This window comes from Achromobacter sp. (assembly GCF_057314935.1).
The window spans coordinates 1-13,203 of sequence record NZ_DBHKZA010000042.1; the positions used below are offsets into that span (position 1 = coordinate 1).

Consider the following 13,203-nt stretch of genomic DNA (forward strand, 5'->3'; position numbering starts at 1 on the left):
GAGCGAAGGCTCCGGACCGCAATCGTTGACCCGCGCCCCGCAGGCCGCCGACCCGCCGGGCGCCCTAAGAACCCACTCCCCGGCGAAAGGAAACGCCGTCAAGCTCTCCCCCGAAGCCACTCCTCCAATTCCTTGGCCGGCAACGGCGGCGAAAACAGGAACCCTTGCCCGGCCGCGCACCCCTGCTCGATCAAGAACCGCCGCTGTTCCTCATTCTCGACCCCTTCGGCGACCACCGGCAGACTCAAGCTCTCTCCGATCCGGATCACCGCGCTGGTCAACGCCCGCGCCGCGTCATCGCTTTCCAAGCCTTGGACAAAGCTGCGATCCAGCTTCAGTTCATCCACGATCAGGCGCCGCAAGTGTCCCAGGCTGGAATACCCCGTCCCGAAGTCATCCATCGACAAGCGCACGCCCAGGCGGTGCAGTTCGGCGATCGTGCGCAGCGTGCCCGCGGTGGCGTCCAGCACCACGCCTTCGGTGATCTCCAGCATCAGGTCGGCCGGCGCCAGGCCGAATTCGGCCAGCGTCGCCGCGATCATCCGGGGCAGGTTCAGGTTGTGGAAATTGGTGGCCGACAGGTTCACCGACACCGATGGCACCTTCAATCCGTTGTTGCGCCAGATCGCCAGTTGCGAGCACGCTTCGCGCAACGCCCAGTCGCCCAGGTCGCCGATCAGGCCGCACTCTTCGGCCAGCGGCACGAAACGCACCGGCGAGATATCGCCGAGAGTCGGGTGGCGCCACCGGGCCAGCGCCTCGACGCCGTACAGGCTGCCGTTCTTCAGGCCGACCTGCGGCTGGTAGTGCAGGCGCAGCGCCTTGGCTTCCAACGCCAGGCGTTCTTGCGCCTGGCGGTTCATTTCGGCGCTGAAGAAGGAAATCCGGTTGCGGCCCGCCGTCTTGGCCTGGTACATCGCCATGTCGGCGTGGCGCAGCAACGTATCCATGTCCCGCCCGTTTTCCGGGAACACGCTGATGCCGATGCTGACCGACGGGTTCAAGGTGATGCCGCCCACCGAGAACGGCTGGGCCAGCGCCACCAGGATATGTTCGGCGGCCGCGGTCAGGCGGCCGTGCTCGAAGTCCGGCATCATCATCACGAACTCGTCGCCGGACAGCCGGCCAACGATGTCGGTCGCCCGCGCCAGGCGGCGCAAGCGCTGGGCCACGTCGCGCAGCAAGGCGTCGCCGATGGGATGGCCCAGGGTGTCGTTGACCTGCTTGAAGCGGTCCAGGTCCAGGAACAGCACCGCCACCCGCTTGCGTTCCGGTTCGGCGCGCGCCAGGGCCTGCTCGGCTTGCGCCAGCAGCAGGTTGCGGTTCGGCAGGCCTGTCAGTTCGTCGTAGAACGCCAGTTGGCGGATGCGGGCGCGGGCTTCTTCGCGTTCAAGCGCCAGCGCGCACAGGTAGACGCACACGTCCACCAGGCGGTGATGGAAATCGTCGGGCAGGCGGCGTTCGCGGAAATAGAAGCCGAACGTGCCGATCACCCGCCCGTCGCTGGATTTGATGGGCGACGACCAGCACGCCTTGATGTCGTCCGGCAGCGGCAGGTGGCGGTAATCGTCCCACAGGGGATCGGTGGCGATGTCGGGCACGATGACGGGGCGGCCCAAAAACGCCGAGGTGCCGCAGGCGCCCGATTGCGGGCCGATCTTCACGCCGTCCAGCGCATCGCTGTAGGCAGGCGGCATGCTCGGCGCCGCCAGCGGCCGCAGGTGGCCGGTGTCATCCACGCGCAGCACGGTGGCGGCCACTTCGGGCGCCAGGCGTTCGACTTCGCGGCACACCATGTTCATGACCTCGACCACCGAGGCCTCGTTCACCATCGCCTGCAGCACCCGGCGCTGCAGCACTTCGTGCACCTTGGTGGGGGTGATGTCGGTCAGCACGTCCACGATGTTGACGAGCGTTCCGCGGTCGTCGAAGACCGAGTTGGCCATGACCGACACCCACAGCGGCTTGCCGCAGCGGTCGTAGACCAGCACGTCCTTGTGGTAGCCCTCGCGGCAGGCGATGCGGCGGTCCAGCTCTTCACGGGTGCCGCCGTCGGGCCGGCCGCCGGCCAGCAATTCGCCCAGCTCCTGGTGCACGGCATCGCCCCGGCCAAAACCCAGCATGCGCTGGAAGCCGTCATTCACATAAACGATGCGGCCATCGCTGCCGGACACGGCGACGGCGTTACCGGTTTCGTTGATGCCCAGCAGCAGCAGGCGGATCTCTTCCTGGCGCTCGGCGTCCGCGATCGACTTGCGCGAGATGACCGAGATGCGCGCGACCTCGCCGTCATCGTCCTTCAACGGCAGATAAGTGGCCTCGATCCATAGCGAACCGCCGTCCTTCTTGCGGTAGCGGCAAGTGCCCGAGAAATGGTCGCCCTGGCGCAGCCGGGTCCAGATGCGCTCGCCGCTGGCGATGCCCTTGCCTTCGTCCATGCTGTCGCACAGCATGTCGTGGCGCAGCGCCACGGCCTCTTCCGCGGTATATCCCGCGGCGGCCAGGAAATTGGCGTTGGCGTTCAGCAGCGAACCGCTGGCATCGAAGTCGAACAGCAGCAGCGCCCGATCCATCGACGCCAGGTAATTGCCCGCATGCCACGCGGCGCCCTGGGGGCCCGCGCTCGAAACGCCTACATGAGTATCAAGCATAAGGGGCTCCATGCCGGAATACAGCTGTTCCGGTTTCATTCAGCGCTTGGGAAAGCCAAGCGCGACGCGGTCTCGTCCGTCCTGCTTGGCCAGGTACAGCGCCTGGTCCGCACGGCTGAGCGTTTCCGAGAAGGTCTCTCCCAACTGGTGATGCGCCATGCCGATACTGACCGTCAACCTCAATACATCGTCGCCCGCCGCGACCGCCAGCCCGCGCACCGCGCCGACCAGCCGGTCCATGACGCCCTGGGCGGCGTCGGGCTGCGTGTGGGGCAGCAGCACCAGGAATTCCTCGCCGCCCCAACGGCCGCACAAATCGTATTCGCGCAGGCTCTCACGCATCACGCCGGACAGTTCGACCAGCGCGCGGTCGCCCGTCTCGTGTCCGTAGCGGTCGTTGACCGCCTTGAAGTGGTCCACGTCCAGCATGGCGACGACAAAGCTCTCGCCGCTGCGCGAGGCGCGCTCGACTTCCTGCTTGATCATTTCCATCAGGGCGCGACGGTTCAGCAGGCTGGTCAGCGGATCGCGGTTGGAGGTTTCTTCCAGCGCCGCGTTCAGGTCGCGCATCATGTTCTGGTAGTGGTCGGAGATCCGTGCGATGCGCGTCAATCGGCGCAACTGCCGGTCGAATTGGTCGCACAGGCCCAGTTCGCGCTCGTGCGCCATGGACTGGTAGGCATCCGACAGCTGGGTCACGCGCTCGATGCGGGCCATCTGCTCGGCCGTATGCAGCCAAAGCGCCTCCAGCGCTTCGCGCAGAGGATGGCCGTCATAGGCGGGGTCCGCCAGCAATTCGGTGATGCGTCGATCCAGCTCGGCGGCGCCCGGTTTCATTCGCGGCCAACCACCGAGAACGGAAAAGTGCAGTCTTCCTTGAATTCCTCGGCCAGTTCGCCGACGCGTTCGTTGCGCTTGTCGTAGAACCAGGTCACGCTGACCTGACGGCCTTTGCCGTGGGCCGCCTCGAGGACGTCGAAGATGTCCATGACGGACTTGATGCTGCTGGTGTTCAGGTACAGCAGTTCCAGTTCCAGGCTCAACGGGGCGGCCGTGCCCAGCAGGTACGCCTCGACCCATTCGATCACGGGGCCGAACAGTTCGAAGGAATTCTCGGGGTAGGAGTCGCCGCGCATCGCCAGCACGCCGGCGGCGGCATCGGCGGTGATGGCAGGCGTGGACTGCGTCCCGGGAATGTTCAGATCTTTCATCAAATACTCCGAAAATAATTCTTGAATGCGTGCGGAGCCCTCAGATCACTACGCTCAGGCTGAAGAACGCCTGTCCTTGCTGCGCAGCGGGCGTCAGGCTGGCTTCCAGCGGCGCGCCTGCGCGCCGGGCGATATCGATCAGCCCCAGGCCCGCGCCAGACGCCACGCCCTGGGCGCGCGGCTTGTGCAGCTGCGTCTTGTATTCGGCCTTCAGGGCCGCCTTGTCCAACGCGGCCAGCTCCCGGATCCGGGCGACCAGCGCGTGGCCGTCGTCGGACTTGACCAGATTGCCCGCCGACACCACGTAGCGGCTTTCATCACGGCGGCCGATCACGACGGTGGCCGAGGCCTCGGCGTCTCCGTTGGCGGCGGCGTACTGGCGGATGTTCTGGATCATCTCGATGTACACCGAGAACACATCCATCGCTTCAGCCGGCCGCACGTGCTCGGCGTTCAGGTAATTCTTGAGCGCGTTGCCGATTTCCTCGATCAGGCTGCGGGAGATCGGCCCGTTGAAGCACAGCAGGGTGCGGTTCTGATTGAACCGTTCGCCCAGCGCGTAGAGATCGGAGGCATTCATAGCGGTACCGCCCTGATAACGTTTATTCGAAACGGAAAGACAGCAAGGTGATGTCGTCACGCTGGGGACGGCCACCCTGGTATTCGGCCAGCGCCTGCGTAAAGGCGGCGGCCTGTTCAGTTAACGGCTGCCGCGCGTGTCTCTTGAGCATATCTGCGAAACGCGTGTTGCCGAACCCGAATCCGTGCTCGCCGCCCGCCTGGTCCAGGAAGCCGTCGGTGGCCAGGTAATAGGTCCAGCCCGGCTCCATCTGCAGCTCGATATTCTCGTAGACCCCGGCGCGCTTGTCGCCCAGCGCGCGCCTGCCGCCCGGGATCTCGCGCAAGGTGTCGCCATCGCTGGCGTACAGGCTGATCTTCGCGCCCGCATACCGCAGCCGTCCGGTCTGGCGGTCAATATATACCAGGCCCGCATCGGTATTGGTGGCCAGCGCCCGGGGCAGTTGCGCATCCGCAAGCATGGCGCGGATGGCCGCGTCGGTGCGTGTCAGGACGCCCGCAGGATCCCCGGGGCCGACTTCGGTGATCGCCAGATCGATGGCGGCGCGCGCCAGCATCGTCATCAATGCGCCCGGCACGCCGTGCCCTGCGCAATCCATGATCCCCAAGAGGCAATTGACGCCGTCCGAGCGGAAGACATAGAAGTCGCCGCCCACCACGTCGCGGGGCTTCCACAGCACGAAGTGGTGCGCACCCAGGGACTGCGTCAGTTGGCGGTCCGGCAGGATGGCGCGCTGGATCAGGCTGGCGTAGTCGATGGAGTCGCCGATCTTCTTGTGCGCGGCGGCCATGGCGCGGTTGGCATCTTCCAGTTCGGAGGTGCGTTCGCGCACCTTGGTTTCCAGTTCGGCCGTGTGCTGGCGGACCTTGTCGGCCATGACGCCGAAGGCGCGGCTCAAGTCGCCGATCTCATCCTGGCCGCCCGGAGGCAGGCGCACGTCGTAGCTGCCGTCCGCGATGGCGCGGGCCGACTGCTGCAGGCGGCGCAAGGGGCGCAGCATCAACCGTTCGATGGCGTAGCCGAAGCACAGCAGCATGGCGGCGAACAGCACCGCCAGGCCGATCGCCGCCGGCCAGAGCCAGCCGGTATCCAGCACGCGGGCCGCCCCCAGGTCCACGACCGTCAGCACATGCCAGTGCAGTTCGGGCATGTAGGCCACGGACACCAGCTGGCGCGTGCCATCCACCTTCACCCAGGCGGACTGCACCGACTGCGGATCGGCCTGGGCCGCATGCATGGCCGAGCGCAGTTCATCCCGACCCGGCCCGTCGTCCAGCAGGTTGAACACCCTGCCCCGGCCGTCGGCCGCGCCGCTCGCGCCCGAGTTGTAGGCGATCAGCGTGGCGTCCATGTGCGCCTGGATGGCGCCTTCCTCGTCGACGATGATGGGGGTGACGCCGGGCTGGCCGCTGTTGACGAAGTCGCGCAGGAAACCGCCCACATCCAGGCCGGCGCCGGTCAGGCCCACCACGCGATCGCCGTCGCGCACCTGGACGTTGATCCAGACCTTGGTGGTCTTGAGCTTCAGGTCGGGATTGACGTTGATGTTGTATTTGGCCGGCGACTTCAGCGTGGCGTAGAACCAGCCGTCGTCCGCCGCGCCGGGACTCAGCGTGTAGCGCGGCGCTTCGGACAGCGGGTTGTCGTCGTTGAAGTAATAGTGCCCGCTTGCCGCGCTGGCGATGAAGTAGGCGCGGCCCAGCAGATCGCGGCGGTAGCCGTCGGCTTCGCGGAAGAAGAGCTCGCGGGCGGCCGGATCACTTTCATTGCGCAGCCAGCGGCGGGTGACTTCGCTGTCGGCCAGACGTTGCGACAGGGCCAATTCGCGCGACACCGGCGCCAGGATGCGCTGGCGGTTGAGTTGCGTGAAGTTGTCGGCGAAAGCGCGCCCGAAGTGGTCCCTGACCCCGTCCAGCACCAGCCAGCCGATCACGGCAGCCGACCCCAAGGCGATCACGCATGCCAACAGCAGCGCCATCAATGATTTTTTGCGCAAACCCCATTTCGCCATGCGAAGTCTTCCTGACAGCTTGATAAGACGTGACGTGCGTACCCGCCCTGAAGGCACGATAGGGGTCAGGCGCGCTAAGTGTAGAGAACAGCGGGGTCAATTGAAACAGGCGCAAACGTCTGGATGCGATCCAGACACCTTAAGTTTCAGCTCAGCAATGTAAATGCTGGTTTATTGCGTTTTATATCGCATTTTTTACCAGTGACCCCGAGGCGGGTGCGGCTTTATTACTACACGCCCAGATAGCGTTCCCATAGGCCGCGGTCGGCATCCAGCGCGCGCGAGTCGCCCGTCCACACGACTTTGCCGCGCTCCAGGATGACATGCTGGTCCGCCAGGCTCAGCAACCTTTCGACATATTTGTCGATGACGAGGATGGTCTGCCCCGCCTGGCGCAGGCGCGCCAGGCAGTTCCAGATCTCTTCGCGAATCTTGGGCGCCAGGCCTTCGGTGGCTTCGTCCAGGATCAGCAGCCGGGGATTGGTCACCAGCGCCCGGCCGATGGCCAACATCTGCTGTTCGCCGCCCGAGAGCTGGTTGCCCATGTTGCGGGCGCGTTCGGCCAGCCGGGGGAACAGCTCGAAGACGCGCTCCGGCGTCCAGGGTTCGCCGATATCGGGGTTGCGCGCGGCGACGAAGGCGGTCAAGTGCTCGCGCACCGTCAGGTTGGGAAAGCACTGCCGCCCTTCCGGGACGATGGCCACGCCGACGCGGGCGATACGGTCCGGGCTCCAGCCGCTGATGTCCTGTCCCGCGAAATGGATCTTGCCGCCGCGCAGCGGCAATTGCCCGAACAGCGTGCGCAGCAGCGTGGTCTTGCCCATGCCGTTGCGGCCCAGCAAGGTCACGACCTGCCCCGCGCCGATCTGAAGATCCACGCCGAACAGCACCTGGCTGGCGCCGTAGCCGCTCTGGGCCGATTCGATGGTGAGCATCACGCGGTCTCCTCGTCGCCCAGATAGGCTTGCCGCACTTCCGGGTTGGCGCGGATCTCGTCAGGGGTGCCGGTCGCGATGACGCGGCCATACACCAGCACCGACAGGCGGTCGGCCAGGCGGAACACCGCCTGCATATCGTGTTCGACCAGCAGCATGGCGGCCCGCCCCCGCAGGGTTTCGATCAATTCGGTCAGGCGGACGGTTTCGTCCGGCCCCATGCCGGCCATGGGCTCGTCCAGCAGCAGCACGCTGGGCCGGGCGGCCAGCGCCAGCGCGAACTCCACCTTGCGCTGCTCGCCGTGCGGCAGGGTGCCCGCGGGACGGCCCAGCAGGCTGGCGTCGATGGCGCATTCCCGGGCCAGTTCGCGCGCCTGTTCATACAGCGCGGATTCGGCGGCGCGCGGCTTCCAGAACCGGAAGCTGCTGCCTGCGTGCGCCTGCACCGCCAGCACCAGGTTATCCAGCACGCTGGATTGCTTGAAGATATTGGTGATCTGGTAGGACCGCGACAGGCCGGCCGACACGCGCTGATGCGCATTCATGCCGGTGACGTCGCGCCCGCCCACGGTCAGCGTGCCGGAATCGGCCGCCAGCGTGCCGGACAGCAGGTGGATCAGTGTGGACTTGCCGGCGCCGTTGGGGCCGATCAAGGCATGGATCTCGCCCGGGTTCAAGGACAGCGACACGTTGTCGGTAGCGACCAGCGCGCCAAAACGGCGGACCAGCCCCTTGGCCTGCAACACAGGCGCGGTGGCGTTGAGAGACGGATTCATGATCCCACCTTGCCGGATTGGGCCGCGGCGCGTCCGCCGAACAACGGGCCGAACAGGCCCACCAGGCCGCGCGGCGCGCCGAACACCACGCACAGCAGCAGCACGCCAAGGGGCAGGTGCCAGTATTCGGTCCACAGGCGCAGCACTTCTTCCAGCGTCAGCATCACCACCGCGCCGGCCACACCGCCCCAGCGCAGGCCGATACCGCCCACCAGCACCATGATCAGCAGATTGGCCGACTGCGTCCAATGCATCAGGCTGGGCGAGATGAAGAGATTGTGGTTGGCCAGCAGGGCGCCAGCCAGGCCGGCCGCCGCGCCGCTCAAGGTGAAAGCCGCCAGTTTGATGCGATAGACCGGGTAGCCCATGGATTCCATGCGCGACTCGTTCTCGCGGATGCCTTGGAGAGCCGTGCCGAAGCGCGAGGACACCACGCGGCTGAACCCCCACATGAGCAAGGCGAACAACACCAGCACCAGGTAATAGAAGCTGACGTCATGGGACAGGTCGATGCCCGGCAGCGTGGAGTAGCCCGGCAGGTTCAACCCGTCTTCGCCGCCGTACTGGCGCAGCGAAATGAAGATGTAGAACAGCATCTGCGCGAACGCCAGCGTGATCATGATGAAGTACACGCCGCGGGTGCGCAGCGAGATCGCGCCCGTGATGGCCGCCAGCACGCCCGCCAGCAGCATCGCCACCGGCCAGACGATCAGCGCCGACGTGATGCCCGACATCGCCAGGATGCCGACGGCGTAGGCGCCCGCGCCGAAGAACGCGGCATGCCCCAGCGCCACCATGCCGCCGTAGCCCAGGATCAGGTTCAGGCTGGTCGCGGCCAGCGCGTAGATCAGCACGCGCCGCACGAATGAAATGTAGAAGTCCAGGCCAAGCGCCGGCGCCACCAGCGGAAACACCGCCAGCGCCGCCAGAAGGACCACGGTCCAGATTGTGGTTCGCATCGTCAACCCCGCGCCGGAAACAGGCCGGAGGGCCGGAACACCAGCACAGCCGCCATCAATACGTAAATGGCGATGGCGGCCAGCGTCGGACCGACGCTGGAGGCCACGGCCGGAGAAAAGACCTGGCGCAGCAGCATCGGCAGGAAGGCCCGCCCCGCCGTGTCCACCATGCCCACCAGCAGGGCGCCGACGAAGGCGCCGCGGATCGACCCGATCCCGCCGATCACGATGCACACCAGCACCAGGATCAGGATTTCTTCGCCCATGCCCACCTGCACCGACGTGATCGGCCCCAGCAAGGCGCCGGCGACGGCGGCCAGCATGGCGCCCAGCACGAAGACGCCCAGGAACAGCAGCGGCACGCGCACGCCCATCAGCGTGGCCATCTGGCGGTTGGAGGCGCCGGCCCGCACCAGCACGCCCGCGCGGGTGCGCGTCACGAACCAGTACAGCCCCGCAGCGGCGGCCACGCCGAACACGATGATCATCAGGCGGTAGGCGGGATAGAGCAGGTCGGGCAACAGGCGCACGGGGCCGGACAGCACGGCCGGCATGTTGAGCATGACGGGCGCGGGGCCCCAGATCATCTTGACGAGATCGTTGGCGATCAGGATGACGGCGTAGGTGCCCAGCACCTGGGCCAGGTGGTCGCGCAGCGCCAGGCGGCGGATCAGCGTCAGTTCCAGCACCACGCCGACCAGGCCGGTCGCGACCGCCGCCACCAGGACGGCGGCGGTGAATGACCCGGTGCGCTGCATGGTTTCAGCGGCAACGTAGGCGCCGGCCATATAGAGCGAGCCGTGAGCCAGATTCATGATGTCCATGATGCCGAACACCAGGGTCAGCCCGGCCGCGATCAAAAACAACATCAACCCAAACTGAAGACCGTTCAGCAATTGCTCGACGATCAGCGTAAACGTCATGAACACTTCCCCCTGCCGCGAATCGCCCATGGCTTTGCTCGCGGCCAAATCACCAAACCACCAAGGGCCTGTCGACACTAAAAAGAGCTGTTGACAGGCCCCGGCTATGCATCACGGGCTTATCTTGCGCAGCGAGACGCCCGCCCCCAGCGCGGTCGCGCGGAGCCGGCTCCGCCGGTCCGCAGCGACGCCCCCTCAGGCGGGCCCCCCTCGAGGGGGAAGCGCGCAGCGCGTCGGGGGTGGGCCTCACCCGGCCCCACCTTCTCTACAGTTTGCAGTCGCCGACGTAGACGTCCTGGTACTTGTCGAACACCTTGCCCACCAGCTTGTTGGTGATGCGGCCGCTGCCGTCCTTGTCGACGACGCGCAGGTAGTAGGCCTGGATCGGGTAGTGGTTCTTGCCGTAGGTGAAGCTGCCGCGCACCGACGGGTAGTCGGCTTTTTCCAGGGCGCGGATGACGGCCTCGCGGTCGGAGGCCTTGCCGCCGGCCTGCTTGACCGCGGCGTCCATGGCCATGATGACGTCATAGGCCTGGGCGGCGTACACGGACGGGTAGCGGCCGTTGTATTCCTTGCGGAAGGCGTCCACGAAGATCTTGTTCTGCGGCACGTCCAGGTCATGCGCCCATTGCGCCGTGTTGTACATGCCCAGCATGGGCTCGCCCACGGCCTGGATCACGTCTTCGTCGGCCGAGAAGCCCGGGCCGATCAGCTTGACGCTTTGCGACAGGCCGGCCGACACGAACTGCTTGACGAAGTTGATACCCATGCCGCCCGGCAGGAAGATGTAGACCGCGTCCGGCTTGGCAGCGCGGATCTGCGCGATCTCGGCGGCGTAGTCGATCTGGCCGAGCTTGGTGTAGACCTCGTCGCCCGGGGCGGTCTTGTAGCCGCGCTTGAAGCCGGTCAACGCATCCTTGCCCGCCGGGTAGTCCGGGGCCATGATGAACATCTTCTTGAAGCCGCGGTCTGCTGCGACCTTGCCGGCCGCTTCGTGGAAGGCGTCGTTCTGGTAGGACGTGCCGAACCAGTAGTTGTTGCACTGGGCGCCGGCGAACTGGCTGGGGCCCGGGTTGTTCGACAGGTAAGGCACCTTGGCCGCGAACAGCGCGGGGCCGACGGCCAGCGCCACGTTCGAACCGATGGGGCCGGTGAAGAAATCGATCTTGTCGCGCTGGATGTAGCGGGTGACGAGTTGGCGGGCCTGGTCGGGGTTGCCGCCCATGTCGGTCTGCACGAATTCGGCGGGCTGTCCGCCCAGCTTGCTGCCCAGTTGCTTGATGGCCAGGTTGAAGCCGTCGCGGGCTTCGGCGCCCAGTGCCGAGAACGGGCCGGAGATGTCGTTGGCGATGCCGACCTTGACGGCGTCTGCCATGGCCACGGCCGGCACCAGCGCGGCGACGGCGATAAGGGAAGTGATCAAACGCATGGTGGTGTGCTCCGTGCGCGAGCCCGCGCAGAGGGTGTTCTTATAGAGGGTGCGATTCGAATGACTTCTGTGCCCGGCCTGCCGGCGCCATTGCGCCGCCGTCAAACTGGCGCTTGCAAAGATATTGCTTGCTACGCCGGGATCCCGTTGTGAGAGCATAGGGAAAACTGGCGTGGTTCATAGTTTAGGTTTAAAGTATTCTCCAAAACAAGACTAGGGTTTTTACCAAAGGGTTTTTACTAGGCCAGTCAATACCAGGCCTGATAACGCTGAAATCTACCGCCATGGTTACCCTCTACCGCCACTATGACCGCGCAGGCCTGGACGTCCAGTACAACGCTCGCGCGACAGTACCCGACATCGGCCCGATACTCAAGAAATACGCCGAGGACAGCGCGACGGCGCGCCAGTCGCTCGCCTGCGCGCTGGACGTGCCGTTCGGCGACCACGCCGACGAAGTGCTGGACATCTTCCGCCCCGCGCCCGAGGCGTCCCGCGGCGCCGGCGCACCCGTGTTCGTGTTCATCCACGGCGGCTACTGGCGCCTCTTGTCCAAGAACGAATCCAGCGGCATGGCGCCGGCCTTCACGCAAGCAGGCGCGGTGGTCGTGTCGGTGAACTATTCGCTGGCGCCTGCCGTGACGCTGGACCGCATCGTGGACCAGAACCGGCGCGCGCTGGCATGGATCCACCGCCACATCGCCGACTACGGCGGCGATCCGCGCCGCATCCACGTCTGCGGCAGTTCCGCAGGCGGGCATCTGGTGGGCGCGCTGCTGGCCGGCGGCTGGCATGCCAGCTATGAAGTGCCCTACGACGTGATCCGCGGGGCGGCGCCGCTTTCCGGCCTGTTCGACCTGCGCCCCCTGGTGCACACCCACGTCAATGAATGGATGCGCATGAGCGAGGCCGACGCCATCCGCAACAGCCCCGCCCTGCATCTGCCGCCCACCGGCTGCCCGCTGGTGGTCAGCTATGGCGAATCCGAAACCGACGAGTTCAAGCGCCAAAGCGACGACTACCTGGCCGCCTGGCAGGAACGCGGCTTTCCCGGCCGCTACGTGCCGATGCCCGGCACCAACCACTACGACATCGTGCTGACGCTCAACGATCCCTCCAGTCCGCTGACCCGCGCCCTCTTCGAGCAGATGGGTCTGGCGCCCGCTTCCTCACGCATTCCCGGTATCCTCCCTAGCCATGACTGACGCTCCCGACCTGGAATCCCGCGCCGCGCCCGACGATCACCACGCGCTGCGCCTGTGGCTGCGCATGCTGACCTGCGCCAATCTCATCGAAGGCGAGATCCGCAGCCGCCTGCGCAACGACTTCGACACGACGCTGCCCCGCTTCGACCTGATGGCGCAATTGCAGCGCGCCCCCAAGGGCATGAAGATGGGCGACCTGTCGCGCCACATGATGGTCACCAACGGCAACATCACCGGCATCACCGACCAGCTGGAAAAGGAAGGCCTGGTCGTGCGCACCAAGGTGGAATCCGACCGCCGCAGTTCGCTGATCAAGCTGACCCCGCAGGGCAAGAAAACCTTCGCCCGCATGGCGCGCGCCCACGAGTCCTGGGTCAAGTCCATGTTCGGTGACCTGCCCGAATCCACCCGCAACGCGCTGTTCCAGGCCCTGGGCGAACTCAAGCTGCAGGTGGTGGCCACCCGTTCCGAATCCGCCAAGAGCTAGAAGCTGCGCCGCGGGCGCTGAAATCCGCGCCCGGTT

At 66.1% G+C, this 13,203-nt stretch carries 12 protein-coding genes; 2 read left to right on the top strand and 10 right to left on the bottom strand.

Annotated features, from left to right (window positions below):
- Positions 1-98: 98 nt before the first annotated feature.
- The 10 genes from ACO6D5_RS16730 to ACO6D5_RS16775 all read right to left on the bottom strand — a co-directional run bounded on the left by ACO6D5_RS16730 (position 99) and on the right by ACO6D5_RS16775 (position 11,475).
- On the bottom strand, positions 99-2,651 hold the full coding sequence (locus ACO6D5_RS16730; RefSeq protein ID WP_485825984.1) for a sensor domain-containing protein: 2,553 nt from the start codon (positions 2,649-2,651) through the stop codon (positions 99-101).
- A gap of 39 nt (positions 2,652-2,690) precedes the next feature.
- Complete coding sequence (gene siaD / locus ACO6D5_RS16735; RefSeq protein WP_485825985.1) at positions 2,691-3,488, bottom strand: biofilm regulation diguanylate cyclase SiaD; 798 nt, start codon at positions 3,486-3,488, stop codon at positions 2,691-2,693.
- On the bottom strand, positions 3,485-3,862 hold the full coding sequence (gene siaC, locus ACO6D5_RS16740; RefSeq protein WP_315845663.1) for a biofilm regulation phosphoprotein SiaC: 378 nt from the start codon (positions 3,860-3,862) through the stop codon (positions 3,485-3,487). The genes siaD and siaC overlap by 4 nt, the downstream gene beginning before the upstream one ends.
- A 40-nt stretch (positions 3,863-3,902) precedes the next feature.
- Positions 3,903-4,442 (bottom strand): biofilm regulation protein kinase SiaB, encoded by a 540-nt coding sequence (gene siaB / locus ACO6D5_RS16745; protein ID WP_315845662.1) that lies wholly within the window; start codon positions 4,440-4,442, stop codon positions 3,903-3,905.
- Positions 4,443-4,464: 22 nt separating this feature from the next.
- Positions 4,465-6,453, bottom strand: coding sequence for a biofilm regulation protein phosphatase SiaA (siaA, locus tag ACO6D5_RS16750; protein ID WP_485825986.1), 1,989 nt, complete (start codon positions 6,451-6,453; stop codon positions 4,465-4,467).
- 230 nt (positions 6,454-6,683) lie between these two features.
- Positions 6,684-7,388: an ABC transporter ATP-binding protein gene (locus tag ACO6D5_RS16755; protein ID WP_006228042.1), complete on the bottom strand. Its 705-nt coding sequence runs from the start codon at positions 7,386-7,388 to the stop codon at positions 6,684-6,686.
- Positions 7,388-8,164: an ABC transporter ATP-binding protein gene (locus ACO6D5_RS16760; protein ID WP_485825987.1), complete on the bottom strand. Its 777-nt coding sequence runs from the start codon at positions 8,162-8,164 to the stop codon at positions 7,388-7,390. The genes ACO6D5_RS16755 and ACO6D5_RS16760 overlap by 1 nt, the downstream gene beginning before the upstream one ends.
- Entirely contained in the window at positions 8,161-9,123 is a 963-nt protein-coding gene (locus ACO6D5_RS16765; RefSeq protein ID WP_006228039.1) for a branched-chain amino acid ABC transporter permease, read from the bottom strand. Before ACO6D5_RS16765 ends, ACO6D5_RS16760 begins: the two co-directional genes overlap by 4 nt.
- A 2-nt stretch (positions 9,124-9,125) precedes the next feature.
- A complete protein-coding gene (locus ACO6D5_RS16770) occupies positions 9,126-10,046 on the bottom strand; it encodes a branched-chain amino acid ABC transporter permease (RefSeq protein ID WP_046807392.1) in 921 nt (306 codons plus the stop codon).
- A gap of 265 nt (positions 10,047-10,311) precedes the next feature.
- Positions 10,312-11,475 (bottom strand): ABC transporter substrate-binding protein, encoded by a 1,164-nt coding sequence (locus ACO6D5_RS16775; protein WP_315845658.1) that lies wholly within the window; start codon positions 11,473-11,475, stop codon positions 10,312-10,314.
- A 284-nt stretch (positions 11,476-11,759) separates the two neighbouring features.
- On the opposite strand from ACO6D5_RS16775, the gene ACO6D5_RS16780 reads away from it, so the two are divergent.
- The gene (locus tag ACO6D5_RS16780; protein WP_485825988.1) at positions 11,760-12,680 is read left to right on the top strand and encodes an alpha/beta hydrolase; all 921 of its coding nucleotides are present in this window, start codon (positions 11,760-11,762) and stop codon (positions 12,678-12,680) included.
- Positions 12,673-13,167 carry a MarR family winged helix-turn-helix transcriptional regulator gene (locus ACO6D5_RS16785; RefSeq protein WP_006228035.1) on the top strand — a complete coding sequence of 165 codons (495 nt, stop codon included), beginning with the start codon at positions 12,673-12,675 and terminating at the stop codon, positions 13,165-13,167. The genes ACO6D5_RS16780 and ACO6D5_RS16785 overlap by 8 nt, the downstream gene beginning before the upstream one ends.
- Positions 13,168-13,203 lie beyond the last annotated feature (36 nt).